Annotated in this window: 19 protein-coding genes; 18 read left to right on the top strand and 1 reads right to left on the bottom strand. The window is 62.0% G+C overall.

Annotated features, from left to right (window positions below; all coding sequences use genetic code 11):
• Position 1: 1 nt before the first annotated feature.
• The 8 genes from soxC to ACJRPG_RS19680 are packed head-to-tail and all read left to right on the top strand — an operon-like array spanning position 2 to position 6,986.
• Entirely contained in the window at positions 2–1,360 is a 1,359-nt protein-coding gene (soxC, locus tag ACJRPG_RS19645) for a sulfite dehydrogenase (RefSeq protein WP_408001799.1), read from the top strand.
• Entirely contained in the window at positions 1,344–2,465 is a 1,122-nt protein-coding gene (locus ACJRPG_RS19650) for a c-type cytochrome (RefSeq protein ID WP_408001800.1), read from the top strand. The genes soxC and ACJRPG_RS19650 overlap by 17 nt, the downstream gene beginning before the upstream one ends.
• Positions 2,466–2,484: 19 nt before the next feature.
• Positions 2,485–2,946, top strand: coding sequence for a thiosulfate oxidation carrier protein SoxY (gene soxY, locus ACJRPG_RS19655; RefSeq protein WP_408001801.1), 462 nt, complete (start codon positions 2,485–2,487; stop codon positions 2,944–2,946).
• A 42-nt stretch (positions 2,947–2,988) separates the two neighbouring features.
• Positions 2,989–3,300, top strand: coding sequence for a thiosulfate oxidation carrier complex protein SoxZ (gene soxZ / locus ACJRPG_RS19660; RefSeq protein ID WP_408001802.1), 312 nt, complete (start codon positions 2,989–2,991; stop codon positions 3,298–3,300).
• 53 nt (positions 3,301–3,353) lie between these two features.
• Positions 3,354–4,148: a sulfur oxidation c-type cytochrome SoxA gene (gene soxA / locus ACJRPG_RS19665; RefSeq protein ID WP_408001803.1), complete on the top strand. Its 795-nt coding sequence runs from the start codon at positions 3,354–3,356 to the stop codon at positions 4,146–4,148.
• A gap of 11 nt (positions 4,149–4,159) precedes the next feature.
• Positions 4,160–4,768, top strand: a complete 609-nt coding sequence (gene soxX / locus ACJRPG_RS19670) for a sulfur oxidation c-type cytochrome SoxX (protein ID WP_408001804.1) — start codon at positions 4,160–4,162, stop codon at positions 4,766–4,768.
• Positions 4,769–4,785: 17 nt separating this feature from the next.
• A complete protein-coding gene (gene soxB / locus ACJRPG_RS19675; RefSeq protein ID WP_408001823.1) occupies positions 4,786–6,498 on the top strand; it encodes a thiosulfohydrolase SoxB in 1,713 nt (570 codons plus the stop codon).
• Positions 6,495–6,986: a thioredoxin family protein gene (locus tag ACJRPG_RS19680; protein ID WP_408001805.1), complete on the top strand. Its 492-nt coding sequence runs from the start codon at positions 6,495–6,497 to the stop codon at positions 6,984–6,986. Before soxB ends, ACJRPG_RS19680 begins: the two co-directional genes overlap by 4 nt.
• 91 nt (positions 6,987–7,077) lie before the next feature.
• On the opposite strand, the gene ACJRPG_RS19685 is transcribed toward ACJRPG_RS19680, so the two are convergent.
• On the bottom strand, positions 7,078–9,426 hold the full coding sequence (locus tag ACJRPG_RS19685; RefSeq protein ID WP_408001806.1) for a glycoside hydrolase family 31 protein: 2,349 nt from the start codon (positions 9,424–9,426) through the stop codon (positions 7,078–7,080).
• A 244-nt stretch (positions 9,427–9,670) separates the two neighbouring features.
• On the opposite strand from ACJRPG_RS19685, the gene ACJRPG_RS19690 reads away from it, so the two are divergent.
• From ACJRPG_RS19690 to ACJRPG_RS19735, 10 genes are all read left to right on the top strand, one after another.
• The gene (locus tag ACJRPG_RS19690) at positions 9,671–19,507 is read left to right on the top strand and encodes an NBR1-Ig-like domain-containing protein (RefSeq protein WP_408001807.1); all 9,837 of its coding nucleotides are present in this window, start codon (positions 9,671–9,673) and stop codon (positions 19,505–19,507) included.
• Entirely contained in the window at positions 19,504–19,989 is a 486-nt protein-coding gene (locus ACJRPG_RS19695) for a hypothetical protein (protein WP_408001808.1), read from the top strand. The genes ACJRPG_RS19690 and ACJRPG_RS19695 overlap by 4 nt, the downstream gene beginning before the upstream one ends.
• Positions 19,990–20,288: 299 nt before the next feature.
• Positions 20,289–20,747 carry a hypothetical protein gene (locus ACJRPG_RS19700; protein ID WP_408001809.1) on the top strand — a complete coding sequence of 153 codons (459 nt, stop codon included), beginning with the start codon at positions 20,289–20,291 and terminating at the stop codon, positions 20,745–20,747.
• Positions 20,740–21,252 carry a hypothetical protein gene (locus ACJRPG_RS19705; RefSeq protein WP_408001810.1) on the top strand — a complete coding sequence of 171 codons (513 nt, stop codon included), beginning with the start codon at positions 20,740–20,742 and terminating at the stop codon, positions 21,250–21,252. The genes ACJRPG_RS19700 and ACJRPG_RS19705 overlap by 8 nt, the downstream gene beginning before the upstream one ends.
• Before the next feature lie 3 nt (positions 21,253–21,255).
• A complete protein-coding gene (locus ACJRPG_RS19710; RefSeq protein WP_408001811.1) occupies positions 21,256–23,556 on the top strand; it encodes a secretin GspD/PilQ domain-containing protein in 2,301 nt (766 codons plus the stop codon).
• Complete coding sequence (locus ACJRPG_RS19715; RefSeq protein WP_408001812.1) at positions 23,553–24,038, top strand: type IV pilin protein; 486 nt, start codon at positions 23,553–23,555, stop codon at positions 24,036–24,038. Before ACJRPG_RS19710 ends, ACJRPG_RS19715 begins: the two co-directional genes overlap by 4 nt.
• Positions 24,025–24,405 (top strand): type II secretion system protein, encoded by a 381-nt coding sequence (locus tag ACJRPG_RS19720; RefSeq protein ID WP_408001813.1) that lies wholly within the window; start codon positions 24,025–24,027, stop codon positions 24,403–24,405. Before ACJRPG_RS19715 ends, ACJRPG_RS19720 begins: the two co-directional genes overlap by 14 nt.
• Positions 24,405–24,863, top strand: a complete 459-nt coding sequence (locus tag ACJRPG_RS19725) for a type II secretion system protein (protein WP_408001814.1) — start codon at positions 24,405–24,407, stop codon at positions 24,861–24,863. The genes ACJRPG_RS19720 and ACJRPG_RS19725 overlap by 1 nt, the downstream gene beginning before the upstream one ends.
• Positions 24,864–24,875: 12 nt before the next feature.
• Positions 24,876–25,295 (top strand): type II secretion system major pseudopilin GspG, encoded by a 420-nt coding sequence (gspG, locus tag ACJRPG_RS19730; protein WP_408001815.1) that lies wholly within the window; start codon positions 24,876–24,878, stop codon positions 25,293–25,295.
• A gap of 8 nt (positions 25,296–25,303) precedes the next feature.
• The coding region (locus ACJRPG_RS19735) for a type II secretion system F family protein (RefSeq protein ID WP_408001816.1) at positions 25,304–25,793 on the top strand (490 nt) is incomplete at its 3' end.

Genomic DNA, 25,793 nt, shown 5'->3' on the forward strand with positions numbered 1-25,793 from the left:
GATGAGAGACAACAATAAATCGGGACGCATCGTACGGGCGCCCGAGAATTTCGTAGCGCCGGACCTGGCGCAGGAAATCACCAGGGATGGCCTGAGCGCCGAACGGCGCGGCTTCCTGCGCCGAAGCTTCATGGCGGCCGGCGCGGCGCTGGCGGCGGGAGCGGCAGGGCGCGCAGCGGCGCAGGCCGTGGGCGATGGCGATCCGGCCATCCTGAACCTGCCGCAGCATTCGCGCACCCTTGGCCAGGCAGTGGCCGCCAATCCCTACGGCCAGCCGTCCAAATACGAAACCAACTTGCTGCGGCGCGAATCGCCGGGCCTTACGCGCGTGTCCCAGGCTTCGGTGTCCTTCACGCCGCTGCAAGGGCTGTTCGGCATCATCACGCCGAGCGGCCTGCACTTCGAGCGCCACCACCAGGGCTGGCACGACATCGACCCGGCCCAGCACCGCCTCATGATCAACGGCATGGTGAAGAACCCCAAGGTCTACACCATGGATGACCTGATGCGCATGCCCTCGGTATCGCGCATGCACTTCATCGAATGCGGCGCCAACACGGCGATGGAATGGGGCAATGTGGCCGTGCCCACGGTGCAGTATTCGCACGGTATGCTGAGCTGCAGCGAGTTCACCGGCGTGCCGCTGTCCGTGCTGCTGGAAGACTGCGGCTACGACAAGAAGAACGGCAAGTTCGTGCTGGCTGAAGGCGCGGACGGTTCATCGATGACCCGCACCATCGACATTTCGCGCGCGCTGGATGACGTGATCGTTGCCTGGGGCATGAACGGCGAAATGCTGCGGCCCGAGAACGGCTACCCGCTGCGCCTCGTGGTGCCGGGCGTGCAGGGCGTTTCGTGGGTGAAGTGGCTGCGCCGCATCGAAGTGGGCGACCAGCCGTGGGCCACCAAGGACGAGGCGATTCATTATATCGACGCGATGCCGGACGGTAGCTACCGCCAGTACACCTCGACGCAGGAATGCAAGTCCGTGATCACCACGCCGTCCGGCGGCCAGCAGCTGCTGGACAAGGGCTTCTACAACATCACCGGGCTCGCATGGTCCGGCCGCGGCAAGGTCAAGCGCGTGGACGTGTCGGTGGACGGGGGCCGCAACTGGCGCACTGCGCGCCTGGAAGGCCCGGTGCTGGGCAAGTGCCTCACGCGCTTCAATATCGACTGGGTGTGGGACGGCGGTCCCTGCGTGCTGCAGTCGCGCGCCATCGACGACACGGGTTATGTGCAGCCGAAGATCAACGAGCTGCGCGCCGTGCGCGGAACGCGCTCCATCTATCACAACAACGCCATCCAGTCCTGGAAGGTTGCGGAAACGGGCGAGGTGTCGAATGTCCAGGTTTACTAAGCTGCTGTTTGCGCTCGCCTTCGTTGCCGGCGCTGCCCAGGCGCAGACCCTGGCCAATGTCGGCCGTCCCGCCACTGCGAAGGAAATCGCGGCCTGGGATATCGACGTGCGGCCCGATTTCAAAGGCCTGCCGAAAGGCTCGGGCACTGTGAATGCGGGTATGGTGATCTGGGAAGGCAAGTGCGCGTCCTGCCACGGTACCTTCGGTGAGTCGAACGAGGTGTTCACGCCGATCATCGGCGGCACCACGGCGGAAGACGTGAAGACCGGCCGCGTGGCCGCGCTGGCCACCAACCGCCAGCCGCAGCGCACCACCATGATGAAGGTAGCCACCGTGTCCACCTTGTGGGACTATGTGAACCGCGCCATGCCATGGACTGCGCCCAAGTCGCTCAGCACCGACGAGGTGTACTCCGTGGTGGCCTATATGCTGAACATGGCGGAAGTGGTGCCCGACGATTTCACGCTGTCGGACAAGAATATCGCCGAGGTGCAGCAGCGCATGCCGAACCGTAATGGCATGACCATGGTGCACGGCATGTGGGATGTGAAGGGCAAGCCGGATGTGAAGAGCGTGGCCTGCATGAAGAACTGCGCCCCGACGGAGATGCATTCCACACTGCCGGAGGTGTCGCGTAATGCGCACGGCAATATCGCGGAGCAGAACCGGACCTTCGGCGCCGTGCGCGGCGTGGATACGACGAAGCCTGCGGCGACGGCGGCGCTCACCACGCGCATCTCGGCGCCGCAGCCGGCGGCAACGCCTGCGCCAGCGCCGGCTGCCGCGCCTGCGGCCCGCGCCGCCGCGAACGCACCAGCTGCCGCAGCCGGCGCAGCGGCGCCCGCGCGGATCAATGCGCTGGCGCTGGCCCAGCAGAACGCTTGCCTTGGCTGCCATGGCCTGAAAGACAAGGTGGTGGGCCCCGGCTTCGCGCAGGTCGCCGCCAAATACAAGGGCGATGCCAAGGCCGCCGCCGCGCTGGCGGCCAGAATCAAATCCGGTGGATCGGGCGTCTGGGGTCCGGTGCCTATGCCGCCCCAGTCCCAGTTGAAGGATGCAGACCTGCAGGCACTGGCAGGCTGGATACTTGGCGGTGCAAAGTAAGTTAAAAGAGGAGATGGAAATGAATCAGAATCGACGCGAGCTGTTGCGCATTGCAACGGTCATGGGCCTGGCGATCACCGCCGGCATTCTCAAGCCCGGCATGGCGCTGGCCGCCGACTGGAACGCCAGCGGCTTCGATGCCAAATCGCTGGACGATGCGCTGAAGGCAATTGGCGCATCCGGCGCGGCAGTCAGTGCCGATATCTCGGTGACTGGCCCGGACATCGCCGAAAACGGCGCCGTGGTGCCGGTGACTGTTACCAGCAATGCGCCGAAGACCGAATACATGGCCATCCTGGTCGAGAAAAACCCGAACCCGCTGTCGGCCGCCTTCACCATTCCCGAAGGGACGGAAGCAGTGATCGGCACGCGCGTGAAAATGGGCGGCACCTCGAACGTGCATGCACTGGTGAAGGCCGACGGCAAGTGGCTGATCGCCAGCAAGGAGATCAAGGTCACACTGGGCGGCTGCGGCGGCTGATGCCGCGCTCCTTCGTTCAACCATATCAATCGAGGAATCAACATGGGTAATCCGATGCGCATTCGCGCCAGCGCAACTGGCGACGTCGTCGAAGTCAAGGTCCTGATGCGGCATGACATGGAAACCGGCCAGCGCAAGGACGCTTCCGGCAAGGCCATTCCGGCCCACTTCATCCAGAAGCTGGTGGCCAAGTGCAATGACAAGGTGGTGCTGGACTGCCTGATGGGCACGTCGGTATCGAAAGATCCTTTCCTGTCCTTCAAGTTCAAGGGCGGCAAGAAGGGCGACAAAATTAACGTGACCTGGCACGACAACCAGGGAGACAGCCGCAGCGACGACGCGGTGGTGTCCTGATCGCGATTGCGGCGCAGACCGCAGGACCACTTGGAGGAGACAAGATGAGACGCATGAGCAAAGTATTGGCTGGAGCCGCCGGCTGCGCCGCAGCGGCGCTGGCGCTGGCCGCCGGGCAGAGCGACGAGATCGCAAAATACCGGGAGATGCTGGCAGACGGCAATCCCGCCGAGCTGTGGGAAATGCGCGGCGAAGAACTCTGGAAGCAGAAGGCGGGCCCGAACAATGTGTCGCTGGAACAGTGCGACCTCGGCAAAGGCCCCGGCATCCTGAAGGGCGCCTATGCCGAGCTGCCGCGCTACTTCAAGGATACAAAACAGGTCATGGACCTGGAACAGCGCCTCAAGCACTGCCGCATCACGCTGCAGGGCCTGACGGCGGAGCAGGCCTCGGCCCAGCCTTTCGGCGCCACCGGCAAGGCCTCCGACATCGAGCCGATGGTGGCCTACATCACGGCGCAGTCGCGCGGCATCAAGATGAATGTGGCGATGTCGCATCCGGAAGAGAAGCGTGCCTACGAAATCGGCAAGAAGCTGTTCTACTACCGCGGCGGTTCGCATGACTTTTCCTGCGCCAGCTGCCATAGCGCCGACCAGATGCGCATCCGCATGCAGGACCTGCCGAACCTGACGGCGAAGGCGGGCGCGCAGGCGGCTTACACCACCTGGCCTGCCTATCGCGTGTCGCAGGGAGAAGTGCGCACCATGCAGCACCGCCTGAACGACTGCTTCCGCCAGCAACGCTTCCCGGAGCCGGTGTACGCATCCGAAGCCATTACGGCAGTGACCATGTTCCTGGCGCGCAGCGCCAACGGTGGCGTCTACCAGGGCCCCGCCCTCAAACGCTAAGGAGACAGACGATGAAACAACTGAAAAGCGTAATGGCAATCGCCGTCCTCCTGTGCGGCGGCTCGGCGACAGCGGCGGACAAATATGCCGACCAGGCAGCGGCGCTGCTGAAAGCCGATTTCAAATCGAAGGGCCCGGCCACGCTGGAGCGCGTGGTGGAGCAGGACGAAGCGCAGAAGGCCTGCAGCTCGGCCGCCGCGCTGCCGGCGAAGAAAGCCAAGGCACTGGAAGAAGCCCAGCTCAAGCTGGTGAAGTATCCGGCCGATGGCAAATACCTGGGCGACTGGAAGGCAGGCGAGAAGATCGCCCAGAACGGGCGTGGCATGCAGTCTTCGGACAAGGTGGGATCCGAGAACGGCGGCAACTGCTACGCCTGCCACCAGGTAAGCAAGGAAGAAATCTCTTTCGGGAACATTGGTCCCACGCTGTACCAGTACGGCAAGCTGCGCGGGGACAGCGAAGCGATCCTGAAATACACCTGGGCCAAGCTGTATAACGCGCAGGCCTTCAATGCCTGCTCGCGCATGCCGCGCTTCGGCCACAATGGCGTGCTGACCGAGCAGCAGCTGAAAGACTTGATGGCGCTGCTGCTCGATCCGCAGTCGCCGGTTAACAAATAAGGGTAGTATCCATGGGTTTGAACCGCCGTGAATTCATGCAGGTCATGGGCATCGCCGCCGCCAGCGGCATGGTGCTCGATGCACCTCAAGCGCTGGCCGCGCCTTCGGCCGACAAGTTGTACGAACTGCCGCGTTTCGGCAATGTGCACTTCCTGCACTTCACCGACTGCCATGCGCAGCTCAAGCCGGTGTATTTCCGTGAGCCGAGCGTCAATCTCGGCGTGGGGGAGGCGGTAGGCCGCATGCCGCACCTGGTGGGCGAGCATTTGCTGAAGGCGGCCGGTATCCGCCCCGGCACGCGCGAGGCGTATGCCTTCACCTGCCTGAATTTCGAGAAGGCTGCGGCCACGTATGGCAAGGTGGGCGGCTTCGCCCATCTTTCCACGCTGGTCAAACGCATGAAGGCGAGCCGTCCCGGCGCCTTGCTGCTGGACGGCGGCGACACCTGGCAGGGCTCCGCCACAGCACTGTGGACCAAGGGCCAGGACATGGTGGATGCCTGCCTTGCGCTCGGCGTGGATATCATGACGGCGCACTGGGAAATGACCTTGGGCGATGCGCGCGTGAAGGAAATCGTCGAGAAGGACTTCAAGGGGAAGGTTGATTTCGTCGCACAGAACATCAAGAGCGCCGACTTCGGCGACCAGGTGTTCCCGCCTTATGTGATCAAGGAAATGAACGGCGTGCCGGTGGCGGTGATCGGCCAGGCGTTCCCGTACACGCCGATTGCCAACCCGCGCTACTTTGTTCCCGAATGGACCTTCGGCATCCAGGACGACAATATGCAGAAGATGGTGGATGAAGCACGCGGCAAGGGCGCCAAGGTCGTCGTGGTGCTGTCGCACAACGGGATGGACGTCGACCTGAAGATGGCCTCGCGGGTGCGCGGCATCGATGCCATCCTGGGCGGCCACACGCACGACGGCGTGCCGCAGCCGGTGATCGTCTCCAATGCCGGCGGCAAAACGCTGGTGACAAACGCAGGATCCAACAGCAAATTCCTCGGCGTGCTCGATTTCGATGTGCGCGACGGGAAGGTATCGGACTTCCGCTACAAGCTGCTGCCGGTGTTCTCGCGCTTCCTCCCGGCGGACAAGGAGATGGATGCACTGATCACCCGCATCCGCGCGCCGTATGAGGCCAAGTTGAGCGAAAAACTCGCCGTCACGCAGGGCACGCTGTACCGCCGCGGCAATTTCAACGGCACCTTCGACCAGCTGATTGTGGATGCGCTAATGGAGGCGAAGGGCGCTGAAATCGCCTTCTCGCCGGGCTTCCGCTGGGGTACCTCGCTGCTGCCGGACAGCCCGATCCTGATGGAACAGCTGATGGACCAGACGGCCACCACCTATTCCTACACCTCGCTGACCGAGATGACCGGCGCCACCATCAAGACCGTGCTGGAAGACGTGGCGGACAACCTGTTCAACCCCGATCCATATTACCAGCAGGGTGGCGACATGGTGCGCGTTGGCGGCATGAGCTACGCCATCGAGCCCGGCGCGAAGATGGGATCGCGCATCCAGGACATGCGCCTGAACGGCAAGCCGATCGACGCCGACCGCAAATACAAGGTGGCCGGCTGGGCGCCGGTGGCCGAAGGCGCCAGCGGCGAACCGGTGTGGGATGTGGTGGCGGGCTGGCTGCGCAGCCACAAAACCGTGAGCGCGCGCAAACTGAACACCCCGCGCCTGATCGGCGTGCAGGGCAACCCGGGCATGCTTGCATGAAGCGGCGCCGCTGGCTGGGCCGCGTGCTGTGCGCCGCCACGCTGCTGGCGGCATGCGGTGCGCAGGCTGCGCCGGGGCCGCAGATGCTGTCACGCTGGCAGGCCGACGGCCAACTGGCGGCGGACCAGAACAAGCCTGTGGTACTGTTCTTCACCTTGCCTGGATGCCGCTTTTGCGAGCAGGTTCGCCGCAGCTACATGCCCGGCCTCGTTGAGCGCGGCGACATCGTGCGCGAAATCGTCATTGACAGCCAGTTGCCGGTGAGCGGCTACCCCGGCGCTGCCACGCACAAGGCCTTTGCCCGCAAAGCAGGCGTGAAGGTTGCTCCCGTGGTGATCCTGGCTGATGTCTGTGGGCGTCCCCTGGCCGAGCCGATTATCGGCGGAGACGTAGCGGGCCTGTATGGCGGCCTGCTGGACAACGCTTTCGAAGAAGCACGGCGCAAGCTGGCCGCCCGTCCAGCGGCGGCCCGCAACTGCTCCGCTTAAGCCGCGGTCATGACACCATGGGGTCAGGCACCCGCTGTCATGTCATGCGGTGCCTGACCCCAAGGTGTCATGTTGCGGGCTCTGCGGGATCTTACTTGCCCACTACCTTGATGATGCCTGGCGCCTTGCGTGACAGCTCGGCGTCGCCGCTGACGGTGAGGCGGGCGGCGGCGTCGTTCCACTGCAGCTTCGCCAGCGTGCCTTTGCCTTTCTCGTAGTCGTAGGACACGCCGTCGTCGTCATACAGCGCGAACCCGCCATCCTTGCCAGGGTAGACGCGGATTTCGGCAATGGCCTGTTTCGTAGCCGTGGACTGGATCTCGGCGCCCATCGGCACCACCGAACCCGCGCGCACGAACACCGGGATCTGCTCGATCGGCGCGGCCACGCGGATCCAGCGTCCGCCCGCCACCTTCTCATTGGTCCAGAAGTTGTACCAGTCGCTGCCCGCCGGCAGGTAGACGTCCTTCTCGGTCTGGCCCTGTTCCGTCACCGGCGCCACGAGGAAGGCGGGCCCGAACATGTACTGCGTGCCGATATCGGCGACTTTCGGATCGTTCGGGAAGTCCATCCACAACGGGCGCATGAAGGGCGCGCCGCTGTCCCAGGTGGCCTTGGCCTGGCTGTAGATATAAGGAATCAGCTGGTAGCGCAGGCGGTTGAAATTGGCCATGATGGTTTCGGCGTGCTTGCCGAAGGCCCAGATCTCTGCGTGCTTGCGGTCGCCGTGCAGGCGCAGCGTAGGCAGGAAGGTGCCGTACTGGAACCAGCGCGTGTGCAGCTCGGGATAGTCGTGGTTCTCGCCCACGGTTTCTTCCGCACCGCTTGGATCGACCAGCGGCGCCTTGGTCGCCTTGCTGGTTTTCGGCAGCTTCTGCCAGCCGCCGATATCGTTGCCCCAGTAGGCGATGCCGGAGGCCGTCATGTTCAGTCCCGACGGCACCTGGCGCGCCAGCGCTTCCCACGTAGGCTGGATATCCGAAGACCAGAACAGGGCGCCGCTGCGCTGTGAACCGAGATAGGCGGCACGCGACAGGATCAGGGTACGCTTGTTCGGCTTCCACGCGCGCATGCCTTGCGCCACGCCTTCCACGTGCAGCAGCGGGAACAGGTTGCGGTAACGGTCGCCAGAGCCAATGGAATAGAAGAAGCCTTCCGGCACCAGGTCCGGTTCGGTCTCGTCCAGCCATGGGTAGTCGAAGCCCTGCGCCAGGATGTTGTCGCGCACGCGCTCCCAGAACCATTGCCGTGCCGCCGGATTGGTGGCGTCGATCAGCGCGCCCGTGCGGTCGTTGCGGAAGGGCAGGCCGTCTACCGTCTTGCCATCCTTGTCCTTCAGGAAGTAGCCCTTCGCATCGAGCTCATTGAAATAGCGGCCCGAGGTTTCGAAGCGCGGCCACACCGAGATAATGGACTGCATGCCCATGTCATGCAGCTGCTTGTTCATGGCCGCCGGCGCCGGATACTGCGCCGGATCGATATCCAGCTGGCCCATGCGGGTCCAGTAGAACCAGTCCACCACCATGATATCCAGCGGATATTTCTTCTCGCGATAGGTGTTCGCCACGCGCATGACTTCCTGCTGGCTCTCGTAGCGTGCCTTGGACTGGATCAGGCCAAACGCCGCCTTGGGCGGAATCGGCGTCTTGCCGGTGACGCGGGCATAGCCCGAATAAATCTCTTCCGGCGTGCTGCCGGTAATGACAAAGAAGCTGACACGCTCGCCCACATTGGACTGGAAGGCCGTGCGGCCATTCACGCCTGCCACGAAGCGGGTTGCGGACGGGTTGTCCCACACGATGCCGTAGCCCTTCGACGATACCATGAAGGGCACGCACACCGACTCGCCGGCCGGTGCGTCATACCAGTGCTTGCAGTCGAGGACCTTGCCGCGCAAGTCGAGCGGGCCGAGCGATTCCTGGTTCTGGCCCATGCCGTAGTAATGTTCGTCCGCCGCAGCGCGGAAGCTGGCGCCGGCCTGGTAGGTCTTTTCCGTGTTCACGGTCTGCGGCGACAGTTCCCAGCCGCTCATGTCGAGCACCAATTCGCCCTTGGCATTGCGCACCTGCAGTGCCACCGGGGCCAGTTGCGATGCGAAGTACTTCTCGCCCATGCTCGGCACACGCGGCAGCGGGGCAGGGGCCACACGCAGGTTCAGCGCCGTCGAAGCGAAAGTATCGCCATCCTTGCCGCTGCTGTGGCGGAAGGCCGCGTTGTCGGCGTTCTTCGGCAGGATGCCGTAGCCCGGGCCTTTCAGCGCCTCGGCCTTGTCGGCGGCGATGGTGATGTGAACCACGTTCGGTCCATAGGCCTCGACCGACACCCAGGCGCCGTTGCGGTCCAGGGTGGCGATGGGCGCCGCGAGCGCCGGCAGCGCGGCCCCCAGTGCGATGGCGGAAGTCGCAAGGGCCAAGGCCTTGCGTTGGTAGTGCAGTGCCATTCTGTCTCCTTTATCTATGTTGGCCTACCATTCAATGGTAGCGCAATCATTATACTCCGACAGTTTCCCGGGGTTGAGGAACTAAAGCGTTGGTTTTCGAACACATTCCGTTACGAAAGTTTACTTATTTCAATGTTGTTACTTTTTGTGAGAGTTGTTGCCTGTGTTCAATGGCATCCTCCGCTTTTATTAATGCGTGCACGGCGGGGACACGGTGACTTCAAAACACATCCGAACTTGGTTCTTGGGCTTGTTGTTCCTGCTTGTTACATTGCCCGGAGCCGCTGGCGCACAGCCGGGTAAGCAGGTGATTGTCCCGCCGCCGTTGACCGAGGCGACAATGGGAGCTGAATCGCGTTGGGCTGGGCTGCAGCTGATTCAAGGCCGAGACAACGCCATCCGTACGCCGAAGGTACAGGACGAAGCCGCTCAGCGAAGTACTCAAGCACGCCAAAACAGACGGATAAAGGCGCCGCCGCTACTTGCGGAAGGAACCAATCTCACCACCGATACACCACCGCTGCGCACCGTCTCCAATGACGCTGAGCCGCAGCAGCGTGGCGTCATCAGCGCCCTGGCCATCCAGGATCCAGACGAACCGGGCGGCGATCCCGGGCCAGCGCCGGCGCTCGCCGCCCGGTTCGTGCGCTCCACAGTGCCCGCGACGATGGTGGCAGGGACGCAGTACACGGTTTCCCTGACCTTCCAGAACGTGGGAACCGAGACCTGGACGGGCAGTGGCTTTGCACTTGGCAAACTGTACGCAGAAGACGCTGCACTGTGGACGAATGCCAGCGTGTTCTTGGGTAAAACTGTGGCGCCAGGTCAGGAAGTCACAGTGAACATCGTGGTGACTGCCCCAAGCGAGGCAGGTACGTACCGGTTTCGTTGGTCGGTATATAAGATCGGCCAGGCCTGGTTCGGGGACGTCACGGATATCCCCGTTTTAGTGGGAACCGGCACGTACGGGGCGAAGTATATTTCGTCTTCGATTCCTACCGCTATGGTTTTGGGTAACAGCTATGCAGTGTCGTTTACCTACAAGAATACAGGGTTCGCGACTTGGAACCCAGGCGAAGGATTTGCGGCTGCGATCCTTTACATATCGGACCAGGCAGCGTGGACATCTTATACGCCGACTGTTGACTATCCGGTGGCGCCTGGCCAGAGCTATACCTTCACCACCACGGTAACTCCGATCAAGGCTGGTGCGCAGCCACTGCGGTGGAAGATGTTCCTCAGCGGTTGCTGTTGGTTCGGAGACGAGACACCTGCAACGCCGGTCGCCGTTGAGAACCTTAACTCTCAATTGGTGAGCGCGACCATCCCTGCCTCAATGGCACCGGGCAAGTCTTACCCGATTTCGGTCACCTGGAAAAACACCGGTGCAAGTACCTGGACGGCCGGCCAATTCAGCATGAGTGTGCCCTTCGAGCTGGATAATTGGCAGCCCACGGGAGGTGCCTTAGCCAGCAATGTGCCGGTCAACGGCACGGTCACCCTCACAGCCAATGTCACGGCGCCCGCGAATGCTGGCAGTTACAGCATGCGTTGGCGCCTTTACAAGCACAACGTCGCATGGTTTGGCGCCTTAGGGCCGACTAATCCGGTCAATGTGAGCGGGCGCTCTGCCATTCTGGTCTCGTCCAATATTCCCGCGTCCATGGTGGCTGGCACCACCAACCAGATTTCGTTGACATTTAAGAACACCGGGTCGACCACCTGGACGCCCGGCAGCACCTACCTTGGGCTGCCGTATGCGGCCGATCAAACGGCTTGGCCCGGGACGCAGACACCTACGGTCGCGGTAGCAGTGCCGCCCGGCGCCACGCATACCTTCACCTTCAGCGTTGTAGCACCGGCGTCACCAGGCAGCTATCCCCTGCGCTGGTCTGTGTTTGAAAGCGGTGTTGAATGGTTCGGCCAAGTGAGCAATCATCTGGTTCAGGTTGCGACGCCGCCGCCGCAAGTCGCCATGGCGCTACCCGCTGCAAACAGCTTCATAGGGACCAGTAGCGGGAGCGCCACGGTGCAGATCAACGGTACCGCCAGCGCCGCTGCCGGCACAGCGTTGTCAACGGTCGCACTTATCGTCAATGGAAGTGTCGTTGAGACGCGTGGCGGAGTAACGAGCTTCAGTAGCAGCACAATGCTACCGATCGGCACCCACACCTTGCAACTGCGCGCCACCGATACGCTTGGCGGCACGGGTTTTAGCCCTCCGACCACGGTAACCGTGTTTGCCGTTTCGGCCGCGATGTCGGCCGCCTTCGTGTCGCAGGATGTGCCCATGGCGATGGTGGCGCAACGGCCGTATACGGTGACGGTGCGGATGCGTAATACGGGGAGCGAAACGTGGAGCGAAGGACAGCGTTTCCGCCTGGGCGCCCAAAACCCACAAGACAATAGCACTTTCAATGGGCGTGCATTTCTCACATCCAGCGTGGCCACGGGACAGGTCGGTGTATTCACCTTCGAGGTGACTGCGCCAGCCACCACCGGTGTCCACAATTTTCAATGGCAAATGTTGCGCGAAATGGTCGGATGGTTCGGAGACAAGAGTCCGAACGTGCCCGTGACTGTTTCGACCGGTGCCGGGCCTACGGCTACACTGGCTGCGACCCCACGCAACGTACGCGTTGCCGGTGCGGCGACGGCTCGAATTGCATTCAGCGGCCAGGGCGTACGCAGCGGCGGTGTGCTGAGTAAGATCGAACTGATGCGTGACGCGGGGAATGCGTATGTCCAGGTGGCGACGCTGAGCGGTGCGACCAGTACGTTGAACCTGAACACCTACCTGGATTTGGGCGCTGGCGTGTACCGCTTCAAGTTACGTGCGACGGACGCGGGCGGCGCCGTAAGCGACTCGGCGCCTTTGATCCTGAATGTGACCAATAGCGCCCTGAAGGGTGTGATTTCTGGCATTCGGACCAATGCCAGTGGCCAGCCGGAGATATTCGGCTGGGTTTGCCAAGCAGGAAACCCGGCCGGCTTGAAGTACAAGGTGCTCGTAGGGGGGCCAAGTACCGATGCCAACGGTGCCGTATTGGTCGAAAACCTGACGGCTAATATTTCGACGGAGCCAGATCAGGTAAGCGTGGCAACAGAGTGCGGCACGCCGGGCGTGGGGCACCATTTCAAAGCAGAGCTTGGAAGTTTCCTTGCACAGTACGCTGGCCGCACGCTTTACGTCTGGGCTGAAACGGCTGACCTGAGCCAGTCTGTCAGCCTGCCTTGCGACGATAGCCGCTGCACCATGCCAGGCACACTGCGAGTCGCCATGTCAACACCGCAAAATGGCGACCAGACGCTCGCGCCCAGTCCAGTGTTCCTCAGGATGCAGCTCACCAACTTCGACTCAACATACGATGAAACAGGTTTCAGCGTTGATGGCGAATGGGTGCCGGCTGTGGCAGACAGTCCGGGTGCGTTCAGCGCCTCAAAAAGCGGGCTCCCGGCACGCAGTGCACCCTACACCGTGTATGCCCGAGTCCGCAAGGGGAATATGACGCTGTTCAGCATGCCGACGCAGTTCAGAGTGGTCAGTCAGTCCGAAGTGCAGCCGGTAATCAGCAGCCCTTCGGCTGGCGCGAACCTTGGCGTCGGAAGTCCAGTTCTCATTACGGCCACAGTGCCTGCCGTGGTGCAGTCAGTTAAGGTCTTCGCAAATGCAATCCTGTTGGGCGATGCCGCGGTAAGTGGTAGCAGCTGGCAGCGCAGCTGGACCCCCGCCGTGGCGGGGAGCTACATTCTGGTGGCGCGTTCATATAATGGCAACGGGACTCTGCTGGCTGAATCGCCCGGTGTCACCGTAACAGCGGGTAGCGTGGGCAGCAGCCCGACGCCAATGCCTATCGTCGTTGACATGCCTCAGGAGGGGAACCTCGACGGTGGCACCATGCTGGGCAAGCTCATTGCAACGCCGAATGGTACTGCTGGATACACGGTGCCGCTCCAGCTTCCGCCAGGAACAGCAGGCATGGCGCCGGCACTGGCGCTGACTTACGATAGCGCCGATCTTGCTGGAATGGCCGGCCTGGGCTGGAAAATCGGAGGTGTCTCCAGCATCGACCGCTGCGGCCGCACTGGCGCAAACGATGGTTCGGCTGATGCCGTTCGATTTGATGTTCCGGTTGGTGTGAGCAACCTGGATCCAAATCAAACCTATACGATGCAGCCGGTAGATCGCTTGTGTCTGGACGGACAGCGCCTGGTGCTCGTCAACGGAGACAGCACCAACGCGGCCTACTGGTCGCCGACAGCAGAATACCGTACAGAGCTCGAGAGCTTTACTCGCGTCCGTACGGTGATGAACGGAAGCCAGCGCAGCTATACGGTCGAAACCCGCGATGGCCGCATTGCCTATTACGGTGATACTGCCGACAGCTATGTCAATGCGCTAGGACGCACCGATGGTCAAGCTTATCGCTGGCGTGTGAGTCGTATGAACGACCGCAGCCAGAATTACATCAGTTATCTATATAGCGAAGACGCCACGACTGGCGAGAACAAGCTTGCGGAGATTCGCTGGGGAGGAAATTCGGCAAACGGGCAGGGACACTATGCCTCGGTGCGCCTTGCTTACGAGACGCGGCCAGATGCGCGCAGACAGTATGTCGCCGGTGCGCCAAGTTTCGAGATGACGCGGATAAAGGATATCAGCAGCTATACAGGTATCGATGCCAACGGCAGTGGCGGCGTGCTCGCACAGCGCTACACCTTGGACTATGCACGTAGTCCTACCAGTGGCCGTAGTCTGCTCAGGTCTGTTCAGGCCTGCGATGGATCGGTTTGCCTGCCGGAGACCGTGTTCGACTATGGCACCCGCTCATTGGCCATGCCGGGTTTTGTCAGCTTGGGGGGCGAGCGGGTAGGGCCGGACCTGGTGGCCCTCGGCAATAATGGCAGCGGATCAGGTTACGCGAAGGCACCATTGGACGAGATTGCCGTTGGCGATTTTAACGGTGACGGCAAGGACGACATCCTGGAGCGGTATCGCGTCGGCGCCAACGCCAGCCAGCAGCGCTTATATGAATCGAATGCCGATGGCACGGGCTGGACCGTGAAAGTCCCGTTCGCAAGCATTGGCGGCAATCTGGCCGTGATGGAAACCGGCGACTTCGATGGAGATGGCCGCCTCGATGTGCTGGTTGCCGACTGGACCGCAGGTTATATGGCGTCGAACTGGCGCATGTGCTGGGGGAAGCTGTTCAATGCAGGCACCTTCAATTGCGCCCCCGTGGCCGGCCTGAAGGACGAGTATTGGGGCACATATATCGAAGCCCCGGCTCCAATGCGAATGGTGCGAGACCTCAATGGGGACGGGAAGGATGACCTGGTGCTGCGCACCGGCCGTTCGGCCAACTTCGCTGAACAGACCTACAAATGTCTGGCCAATGGATTAGGCTTCGACTGCGTCAAGGTTACCGGCACATCCTTCAACATGGGCTTTGGGGACGAAGCCAACGGCAGCCATACTTCCGGCAGCGCCTTTGCCGACATGGATGGAGATGGGCGCACCGACCGTGTCGACTTAGGCCATTGCAGGCGTGTACTCTCCGAAACGAGTGGCACGCGCTGGGAATGCGATGTAAATGCCGACGATCCAAACCGTACTTACATCGTTGTGGGCAGCTCCACCGAGCCCGGCGCATATCAGTTCCGCGGCGAATGGGATCCGAGTCCGGACAATCGCACCGCCGCCCTGGCACCGCCTTCGACCGGTACCATTACCGCGGACTTCAATGCGGACGGCTATACAGACCTGGTCTATGGCAGGGCCACGTTGAACAACAGCGGCAGCCCGATTGCTTACCAGGGGCGTATATGCCTGTCGAAAGGCAATGGCGAGGCTGATTGCGGTGCCTTGCCATCCTCAGGTACTACAACAGGGCTGGATCACCTTGTAATGACGGTGGCCGACTTCGATGGGGATGGTCAGCCCGATGTGCTGCGTCCTGCGACAGACACCTGGACTGCTGACACCGTCAGCAACTACCTGCTGTGCCATCTCGGTCACTCTGGCGATACCAATAGCTGTGAACCCTGGTCCGGTCCCACGTTCTATGGCATCAGCGGTCAGATGGTAATGATCGGCACCGCAGTCGATCAGCTGTATGCTCGCAACCGCTCAATGTTCCTGGGCGACTTTGACGGCGATGGCAAGCCGGACATCGTGAACTATACCCAAGGCAGCAAGTGGCAAATCTACGGTGCAGCCGACCTGGCCAAGCCTGGTGAGGCACTGGATCGGCTAGTACGCGTGACGAATGGTGCCGGTTTGGTCGAGACGGCCGAGTATGCGAAGCTTAACTCGACGGAGGTCTATTCTCCCTCGGTGCAGGCCTACCCCGGGACTACCGAGCCTCAGCTGGGAAAACTGATGCATCCCGGCCACCAGCTGGTGCGCGCCATCCACCGCAGCAATGGCAGTAGTGGCTGGCTGGACACTGAGTACACCTATCACGGCCATCGCTACGATCCGTCGCGCCGCGCCAGCCTGGGCTTCGCACAGATTGAAGAGCGGGACGTGCAGTCGCAGATTGCGACAACCACCTGGTACAACCAGGCATTCCCCTATGCCGGCATGACGCGCTATGCACGTAGCCTGGACCGGGACGGTACCGTATTGCTGGATAGCCGGGTCAGCGCGGCCGTGCGGAGTATCGCCCAGGACAATGGAACGGCAACGCAGTTCCCTTATATCGGTACCGAGAAGCGTCTCCGCAGGGATCTCAACGGTGCCTTCCTCGAACGTACCACCACTTCCAGCACCTATGACGACTGGGGTAATCCGACGCTGGTGACAAACAGCAGCTACGACAGTGGCGACCTGGATAGTCCGGTCGCCGCGGTCGGCACAACTGCAATCTCCCGCAGCTATGACTCCGAGAAAATCAGCTGGCGCATCGGCGAAATGCGCACGCAGTCCGAAACGCGCACGATGGCAGGCAGCAGCATTGAGCGCCAGATGGCCTACACCTACGATGAAGCAGGCCGGCTGAAGACCGAGACTGTGGAACCAAATGTTACGGAATTGCGCGTCAAGAAAACCTTCGAACGTGACAGCGTGTTCGGCCTCGTCAAACGCACAATCTTTGACTGGACAGACCCGCAAGGGACTGCCCGCACGCGTACCGTGTCGACCGTGGAGTACACCGCTAATGGCCGCTTCCCGGCTAGCCAGCAGAATGCGCGTTCGCATAAGGAGCTTCTGGAATACGATCCGCGGAACGGCGCATTGACGAAGAAAACCGACGCCAACGGCCTGATTACGCAAGCCGAGTTTGACGGCTTCGGCCGTGAACGCCACTTCACAGCAAGGGACGGGACTGAAACCTGGACTCATTACAAACGCTGCAACGCCAACTGCCCTCCACACGCGACAGGTGTGCAGATCCAGGACTTCAAGCGCGGTGCTGAGCGTGTAGCAGTTCCGAAGCTGCTGTTCACGAATAAAGCTGGCCAGGTGGTGAGGAGTGTCACATGGGGCTTTAACGGGAAAACCGCAACCGACATCGAATACGATGCGCAAGGGCGCGTATGGCGCACCTGGCAGCCTGCCTATGCCAGCGAAAGTGATGTACTGGGGACGGGAGTTCCTGCAGAGGCTGAGCTGGAGCGCCAGTTCAGCTACGACGACCTGGATCGTGTAACGCTGTTGCAGACGAAAGATGGTGGAGGCATGCTGGACAACCTGACCGTCTACAACGGGCGGGAAGTGAGCTTCACAAATGCCAAGCAGCAGAAAAAGGTGGAAACAAGGGACGCGTGGGGGCGAATGAAGACCGTCGCCGATGCAAAAAACCAGTCGACCACCTTCACCTATGATGCCTTCCACAACCTCACCAGCACCGTAGACCCGTTGGGCAATGTGGTGAGGGTGGCTTATGACAAGCTGGGCCGTAAGATTGAGCTGCTTGATCCGGACCTGGGGAAGATCCGGTACGACGTGGATGCTCTGGGCCAGGTGTGGCGCCAGATCAGTCCCAATCAGCGTGCCAGAGGGCCGGTGGAGACCTATTCGACGCGCATGAGTTATGACGAGCTGGGCCGTATGACGGCACGGGTATCCGAAGACTATTCTGCCGGCTGGGTGTACGACAAGCCAGCCGCGCAGGCCGACTGCAAGACCAGCTACAGCTGCGGACAATTGGTTGAGTCATTTACGCTGGCCGGCAGCGTCAAGGACTTCCGCCGCGAGCACCGTTATGACAGCAAGGGGAGGCCGGACACGGTGACGGTGTATCAGCCCGACGGCAGCTACATCAGCCGTACGGAGTACGATGCCTGGGGCCGCCTGATCCGCGAACGCCATCAGCCTGCCAACGGTGCGGAGCGGGTCTTCGACCGGCGCTATAACGGCTACGGCCACCTTGCCCGTATCGAGCGTGGCGCGCTGCCGCTTTGGCAGGCAACAGAGGCCGATGCATCGGCGCGCGTTCTCAACGCCACCCTGGGCAATGGCCTGAGCATCACACGCGAGTACTACGCGAATACCGGCCACCTGTTCAAGGACGTGGTGAACCGCCAGGGCACAGCGGTGCTGGAGGAACAATACATTTATGACGTGCTGGGCAACGTCTCGAGCCGTTCCCAATATTGGGAAGATCCGGCCAATCTGCCGACGAAGCGCAGCGGCTTTGGCGAGACGTTTACCTACGACGCGCTGAACCGCCTGGAGACGGCGTGGATCGCCGGCCAGTCCGAACAGGTGTTTACCTACAACGAGATCGGCAACCTGACCAGCAAGACCAGCGTTGGCACCTACACCTATCCGGCTTCGGGGGCGAACAGCATACGGCCGCATGCGGTATCGACGGTTGCGGGCGCGGGCTTCGGCTACGACGACAACGGCAACTTGTTGACGGCGCCAGGACGGGCCACAAGCTGGACCTGGTCCAGCTTCAACATGCCGCTGCGCGCAACGAAAGGCAGCAGTTACAGCGACTTCGTGTATGGCGCCGACCGCCAGCGCGTGCGCCAGGTGCGCAGCGACGGCCTGACGACCTATTACGCCGGCGCCATGGAAACGGAAGTGCAGGGCGGCACCACGACGATCAAAACCTACTGGCCGATGGGGCTGGGCGTGGAGATCGAGCGCAACGGCGTCACCTCGCTGCGCTGGACGCATCTGGACCGCCTGGGCAGCGTTGCCGCGATTACGGACGAAACCGGCACCATTGTCGAGAAGCTGGCCTACGATGCCTGGGGCGCCCGCCGCAGCCTGACCACCAGTACGCCGACATCGGCGGACGGGGAGGTAGATAACAAAGGCTTCACGGGCCATGAGATGCTGGACCAGCTCGACCTGGTGCATATGAACGGGCGTATCTATGATCCGCTGGTAGCGCGCTTCATGAGTGCCGATACGCTTGTACAAGATGCCTACAGCAGCCAGAGTTACAATCGCTACAGCTACGTCTGGAATAACCCGACAAATCACACAGACCCGTCAGGTTTCACCGCAATGCAGGTCGTCACGATCGTCGGCCAACGGCCGGTTTTGACTTGTGACTGGTGCGCCAGGGACCCCTTCCAGTGGTTCCTGCGCGAGCTGCAGGCAGGCGCTCGAGCTGCCCCTCGGGTTGCGCTCCGAGCGAGCGTGGTATTGGATCTGGCACTCATGCCAGGCAACTGGAACACGAGGCCGGGTGCTGGGGAACTATCCGACGCTGACGCTCCATGGAGGAATAGTGCCAAGGCACGTTATACTCCGGCGCAAATCGAAGCGATGCGGAAGGATGGCGAGGAAAGCGCAGCGCAGCAGGATTCGGAATCGCTATCCAGCGGTACAAACAGTGCCTCTAGTGGTTCTCCCGGTGATCCCGACAATGGCGACGAAGAAAAGAAAGACAAGGGCAAGAGCCCGAATCAGCTTAACAAGGAAATCAAGCAAGGAAAGGCGCCGAAGGATGTTGAGCGTGTCGACGTTGGCAAGGTAAAGGGAGAACAAACGCACGCTCACTTCAAGGACGGTTCGGCGCTGAACAAGGACGGTACTTGGAAGCACGGAGAGTCAACTCTTTCTCGGGCTACCCAGAAATGGTTGGAGAACAATGGATGGAGGCTCCCAAAATGAAGAACTTTGAGACTGTCTATGACTGGCTTCTTCAAGTCGTCAATGGTCAACGTGGCGTCGAGAGCGTCCATTTGAATCGACTGGATGGTGACAAATGCCGTCAGCTTGCCGGGCTCGAGTTGGTTCAATATGTCCGGGAGATTTTGCTGGCGGTAGTCCTCCATTTGCAGACGGCACTTGCAGGACACGGAGTTCGTCAAGTGGTAGTGTTTTTGCCTGTTGATGTAACTGACGAACTAATGTTCTGGACTCCAGAGGTATGGAATGGCCTTAACTGCGCAGACGAACCTCCGTCGCTGTATGTAATTTGTGATCAACAGGTTTTCGATGACGATTGCGAAGAATATCGTCGTCCGGTTCCAATGCCGGTTGGTGGCGGGCATGACGTCAAGGCTATATTTCGTTCATTTCGAGATCAAGACGCAATTGACAATTCATGGGAGTTCACTTCCGGCGTTTATTTAATCGCCAGGCTTGATTAGTCAATACAAACAGAACCTAACCTCCGGCTATCGACGATAAGGCGGCAGACCTATGGGTTTCGGTCTGTCCTCGTAGATTAGATGGATGCCGCAACTGACTGTGCGCCCTCAATTTCGGCGTAGTGCTATGAATGTTGTATCGACGCACAGTGAACCCATCGTTACATTTAGTGAGTTTCAATGTGGCATTTGTTCCTTATAATCAACGCCGTTGATTATGGGAACGACTGCTGATTGTGTTTTCTCGCTTACGGTTCAAAGTGCTGGCGGCCATAGAAGGGCGCCGGGTGGAAGCTGGCGTGGCTGCAGCTGCGTTGCTGGCCGTGCTGGCGGCGGGCGCGAGCTGGCTTGCCGCCCGCGAGCTACAGGACGAGAGCACACGGCAGCTCGCCCAGCTGCGGCGGGCGCCAGCGAAGCTGCTGCCCGCTGCTGCACCATCCCGCGGCAGCTTGCCGGCATTCAGCAGCGCCGTGCTGGCGGAACGGTTCAACCAGACCGCTATCGACATTGGGCTGCCGCCTGACGAAATCAGCTATACGCTGGATGCACCACCGGGCCAGCCTTATCAGCGTTACCGTCTCACGTTCCCCGTTAAATCCAACTATCCGACGATACGGCGCTTCGTTGCGGCGCTCGCCACCGAAATGCCCCATGTGGCGCTGGACGGCATCCGCTGCAGCCGCGAGAACACCAGTTCGCCGGTGCTGGCCTGCGATCTGACCTTCTCCGCGTTCTTTGAGCGGGAGCGCAATGAATAAACAGGCCGTACAGCGATGGACCGTGCTCGGCACGGCGCTGGCTGCTACCGTGGCAGCCATCTTTTATCCAGTCGAAGAAGAATCTGTAGTCGCCGTCGCCGAGCGGCCGGCGGGGGCGAAGGCGGTGGCGGCGAAGCAGGTGCTGGTGGCGGCGGCCGAAGCGCCGCCGCAGTGGCTGGCTGCCGACAGTGATCCGTTTGCGCCGCGCGGCTGGGTGGCCCCGCCGCCGGTGCCGGTAGCGCCGCCACCGGCCGTGGCCGCTGCCATGGCGGCCGAGGCGCCGCCTGCGCCGCCACCACCGCTGCCTTACAAGTTTGTTGGCCAGATGCGTGACGGCAGCAACACCGTCGTATACCTGAGCCTGGGCGACCAGATGGTGCTGGCGCGTAGCGGCGAGGTGCTCGATGGCGGTTACAAGGTGACGGCCATCTCGCCCAGCCAGATTGAATTCGAGTCGGTCGCGCTGGGCGTGCACCAGACCCTTCCCATTCCCGTTCAGGATTAGTTCATGCTGTATTCCCGATTGCTATGCCGCGCGGCAGCCCTGTGTGCTGCACTCCTGCTGGCCGGTTGCGCCGCCCAGATGCACCACCGTACCGGCATCGATGCCTTGAGCAAGCAGAACTATCCCGTGGCGGTGCGTGAGCTGGCCAAGGCCAGCGAGCTGTCGCCGGGCGACCTGGCCTATCGCCGCGACTGGCTGCGGGCGCGCGAGAATGCGACCAACAAGCTGCTGGCCGATGCCTCGGACGCGCTGGCGAGCGGCACGCGCGATAAGGCGGCCGCTGCCTATAAGGACGTGCTGGCCTACGATCCGGGCAATTCCCGCGCCCTCGCCGGGCAGCAGCGGCTCGCGGAGTGGGACCGGGCCGATGAAGAAGTGGCGGGCGCGAAGACAGCCTTGAAAGAGGGCGCATTGGGCAAGGCCGGCCAGCTGCTGGCCACGGCACAGAAGCGCGTGCCTGCGCATCCGGAAGCCATTGTGGTGCAGCGCGAGCTGAACGCCAGGCTGGCGCCGCCGGCCGTTACTTCGCCCAGCCTGGGTGCCAGCTACCGCAAGCCGATCAACCTGGAATTCCGTGATGCCAGCATCAAGCTGGTGTTCGATGCGCTGTCCCGCACAACCGGCATCAACTTCATCTTCGACAAGGACGTGCGGCCGGAGCAGCGCACCACGGTGGTGCTGAAGCAGACCGCGCTGGACGATGCGATCGACGTCATTCTCTCCACCAGCCAGCTGGAGAAGAAGGTGCTCAATGCCAGCAGCGTGCTGATCTATCCGAGCACGACGGCCAAGCTGCGCGAATACCAGGACCTGGTGGTGCGCGCCTTCTACCTGTCCAATGTGGAGGCCAAGCAGGCCGCCAGCATGCTGAAGACGGTGCTGAAGCTGAAGGAGATCTACGTCGACGACAAGTACAACCTGATGGTGCTGCGCGAGAGCCCGGAAACCATTGCGCTGGCCGAGCGCCTGGTGAAGCTGCAGGATCTGGAAGAACCTGAGGTGATGCTGGAAGTGGAGGTGCTGGAGATTAACCGCTCGCGCCTGCTCAATGCGGGCATCCAGTGGAATAGCCAGCTGACCGTGACGCCGCTGGGTTCCACCACGTCGATCCCGGTCAACGGCAGCAATAGCTCGGCCATGAAGCTGAGCGACCTGCGCAATCTGAATTCCGACAGCATCGGCATTACGGTGCCGAGCGCCACAATCAACCTGCAGAAGACCGATGGCGACGCGAACCTGCTGGCCAATCCGCGTATTCGCGTGCGCGACCGAGAGAAGGCAAAGATCATGATCGGCGACAAGGTGCCGGTGGTGACGACGACCAGCACCAATACCTTCGTTACCGAGAACATCCAGTATCTCGACGTGGGCCTCAAGCTTGAGGTGGAGCCCGATATTCACCTGCGCGACGAGATCGGCCTCAAGCTGGGGCTGGAGGTCAGCTCGCTGGTGTCGTCCGTGAAGACGAACAACGGTTCCTCGGCCTACCAGATCGGCACCCGCAACGTGACCACCGCACTGCGCCTGAAGGATGGCGAAACGCAGGTGCTGGCGGGCCTGATCAGCGATGAGGACCGCAGTTCCGGCAACCGCGTGCCCTTGCTCGGCGAGTTCCCCATCCTGGGCCGCCTGTTCGGCAGCCAGAGCGACAGCCGCCAGAAAACCGAGATCGTGCTGTCGATCACGCCGCACCTGATCCGCAATATCCAGCGCAGTGGCCCGTCCGACGAAGCCTTCTGGTCCGGTACCGAAGCCGTATTGCGCGACCGGCCGCTGCAGCTGCGCAGTGCCGAGCCCGAGACTGCCGCCGCAGCGGGATCGCCCGCAACGGCAGCGGCTCCGCGCACTGCGCCGGTGGTCACGCCGGCCAGCGCACCGGGGGCACCGAAGCTGAGCTGGCGCGGACCTGACAGCGTCAAGGCCGGGGAGACCATCAAGCTGGAACTGCAGCTCGATAGCGCGGAAGCGCTGCGGGCGGCGTCGCTGCAGATTGCCGCCAATCCGGCCGAGTTCGAGCTGCTGTCGCTGGATGACGGCGCCTATTTCAACAAGGACGGCAAGGGCGCGTTCAGCAAGTCCTTCGATGCGGCCAGCGGCCGCGCTTCGGTCGGCATGAAGAGCGGGGAGAGCAGCGAAGCCAGCGGCGCCGGTGCGGTGCTCACGCTGACGCTGAAGGCGAAGAAGCCGCCTGCGGCGCCGCACCCGGCCACCGTGGGGGTCATTGCTGCCACGCCGATCGGCAGCCGCAAGGTCGTCGGCGTGCCGGCCCTGCCGGCCATGCACCAGATTACGATTACCGAATGAAGTTCCGTGCGCAGCGCCGCCTGGGCGGCTTCAGCCTGATCGAACTGCTGGCGGCAGCGGCTATCCTGGGCGTGCTGGCGACGGTCGCGGTGCCGGTGCTGGAGACCACCATGCGGCGCCAAAAGGAGCAGGCCCTGCGCACGGCGCTGCGCGATATCCGGCATGGCATCGACGCCTACAAGCTGGCCGCCGATGCCGGGCGCATCAAAACCACGTCCGCCGATTCGGGCTATCCGAAAACGCTGACCGACCTCACTGCCGGCATCACGGACGAGAAGAATCAAAGCGGTCCGAAGCTGTATTTCCTGCGCCGTATCCCGCGCGATCCTTTCGCCGATCCCGCGCTGAGCGCCATCGATAGCTGGAAGAAACGCAAGTTCGACTCGCCGCCGGAGGCGCCGGTGGAAGGTAATGATGTGTTCGACGTCTATTCGCGCTCGCCGCTGAAAGGCCTGAACGGAGTGCCCTATGCGGAATGGTAAGGCGCGCGGCTTCACGATGATCGAACTGCTGGTGGCGCTGGCGATCGTCGGCCTGATCACGGCGATAGCCGCACCGCGCTACTTCGGCAACCTGGACCGCGCCAAGGAGGATGTGCTGAAGGAAGACCTGTACATCCTGCGCGACGCCATCGGCAAGTTCTATGCGGACCGTAACCGCTATCCGGACAATCTGCAGGAGCTGGTCAAGGAAAAGTACCTGCGCAAGCTGCCTGCCGATCCGTTCACCCAGAGTTCGAACAGCTGGGTGGTGGTGCCTTCCGAAGACCCAAGTATGGGTGTGGTGGCCGATGTGCGCAGCGGTGCGCCTAACAAGGGCCGTGACGGCACCTGGCTGAAGGACTGGTGATGCGGCGCGCCGAGGCAGGATTCAGCTACGTGGTGGTGATGTTCCTGGTGGCGGCCACCGCACTGGCCGGCGTGCGCGCGCTGGAAAACGCAGTGCAGGCTGAGCGGCGCGACAAGGAGGCCGAGCTGCTGTGGCGCGGCATGGCCTATCTCAACGCCATCAGGCAGTACTACGAGAATTCGCCGGGCACGGGCAAGGCCTTTCCCGCCAAGCTGGAAGACCTGCTGTACGACAAGCGCCTGGTGCGGCCCACGCGGCCGCTGCGCAAGCTTTACCTGGATCCGATGACGGAGCAGCCGTGGGCCGAAGTGAAGGATGCGAACGGGCTGGTGATCGGCGTGCAGTCGCTGTCACAGGTCAAGCCGATCAAGCAGGCGGGCTTTCCGGACGAGCTGGCGGCGTTCAACGGCGCCCAGCGGTATAGCGACTGGAAATTTGTATACAAACCCTCGAACTAGAAGGACAGGAAAATGAACCGATTCAGAGCACGTGGCTTCACACTGCTGGAACTGCTGGTGGTGATCGTTATCATCGGCCTGCTGGCCGCCTTCGTGGCGCCCAAATATTTCGGCCAGATCGGCCGTTCCAAGACCCAGGTGACGAAGGCACAGATCGAGTCCTTCGAAAAAGGGCTGGACCAGTACCGCATCGATACCGGGCGCTATCCCACCACCGAGCAGGGGCTGGTGGCGCTGTTCGTGCAGCCGGCCAACGAGGGCAACTGGCACGGTCCCTACCTGAAAAAGGGCGTCCCGGCCGACCCATGGAATAACGCTTACGTTTACAGGGCACCTGGTGCCGATGGCCGCGAATACGACATCATCTCCTATGGCGCCAATGGCACCCAGGGCGGCAGCAATGAAGATGCCGACATCGTGAGCTGGAACTAGGGCAGGGAATGCAATACCGCGTCAAGCTGCTAACGGCTGCACTCACGGTGGAAGAGCTGGTGCTCGAAGCCGGGAATGAGGCCGAGGCCCGCCAGATGATCGCCAGCAATGGCGGCCGCGTGCTGGAGCTGCGCGCCACGCGCGGCGGCTGGATGCGGCCGGCCACGGCTGCCGATTTCAATCTCGCCATCTTCAACCAGCAGCTGCATTCACTGCTCGACGCGGGGCAGACGGTGGTCGATGCCATCGACGTGCTGGGGCGGAATGACCGGCGCGACCGTAGCCGGGGCGTCTATGAAGTGCTGCTGCGCGAGCTGCGCCAGGGCAATCCGCTATCCACCGCCATGGCGAGCCTGCCTACCGTGTTTCCGGCACTGTATGTCGCCATGGTGCGCTCCAGCGAAACCACCGGCACCTTGCGCGCCGCGGTGCGCCGTTACATGCAGTATCAGCAGCAGGTGGATGAGATTCGCAGTAAGGTGCGGGCTGCAGCTACTT

This window comes from Pseudoduganella rhizocola (assembly GCF_045984285.3).
Lineage (GTDB): Bacteria > Pseudomonadota > Gammaproteobacteria > Burkholderiales > Burkholderiaceae_D > Rugamonas.

Bases quoted from the DNA above. Each gene is read 5' to 3' on its own strand.
- ACJRPG_RS19720 (WP_408001813.1), top strand. From the start codon at position 24,025: ATGCGGAATGGTAAGGCGCGCGGCTTCACGATGATCGAACTGCTGGTG.
- ACJRPG_RS19685 (WP_408001806.1), bottom strand. From the start codon at position 9,426: ATGGCACTGCACTACCAACGCAAGGCCTTGGCCCTTGCGACTTCCGCC.
- soxY (WP_408001801.1), top strand. From the start codon at position 2,485: ATGAATCAGAATCGACGCGAGCTGTTGCGCATTGCAACGGTCATGGGC.
- gspG (WP_408001815.1), top strand. From the start codon at position 24,876: ATGAACCGATTCAGAGCACGTGGCTTCACACTGCTGGAACTGCTGGTG.
- ACJRPG_RS19725 (WP_408001814.1), top strand. From the start codon at position 24,405: ATGCGGCGCGCCGAGGCAGGATTCAGCTACGTGGTGGTGATGTTCCTG.
- ACJRPG_RS19680 (WP_408001805.1), top strand. From the start codon at position 6,495: ATGAAGCGGCGCCGCTGGCTGGGCCGCGTGCTGTGCGCCGCCACGCTG.
- ACJRPG_RS19650 (WP_408001800.1), top strand. From the start codon at position 1,344: ATGTCCAGGTTTACTAAGCTGCTGTTTGCGCTCGCCTTCGTTGCCGGC.
- soxC (WP_408001799.1), top strand. From the start codon at position 2: ATGAGAGACAACAATAAATCGGGACGCATCGTACGGGCGCCCGAGAAT.
- ACJRPG_RS19695 (WP_408001808.1), top strand. From the start codon at position 19,504: ATGAAGAACTTTGAGACTGTCTATGACTGGCTTCTTCAAGTCGTCAAT.
- ACJRPG_RS19715 (WP_408001812.1), top strand. From the start codon at position 23,553: ATGAAGTTCCGTGCGCAGCGCCGCCTGGGCGGCTTCAGCCTGATCGAA.
- ACJRPG_RS19710 (WP_408001811.1), top strand. From the start codon at position 21,256: ATGCTGTATTCCCGATTGCTATGCCGCGCGGCAGCCCTGTGTGCTGCA.
- ACJRPG_RS19705 (WP_408001810.1), top strand. From the start codon at position 20,740: ATGAATAAACAGGCCGTACAGCGATGGACCGTGCTCGGCACGGCGCTG.
- soxZ (WP_408001802.1), top strand. From the start codon at position 2,989: ATGGGTAATCCGATGCGCATTCGCGCCAGCGCAACTGGCGACGTCGTC.
- soxX (WP_408001804.1), top strand. From the start codon at position 4,160: ATGAAACAACTGAAAAGCGTAATGGCAATCGCCGTCCTCCTGTGCGGC.
- soxA (WP_408001803.1), top strand. From the start codon at position 3,354: ATGAGCAAAGTATTGGCTGGAGCCGCCGGCTGCGCCGCAGCGGCGCTG.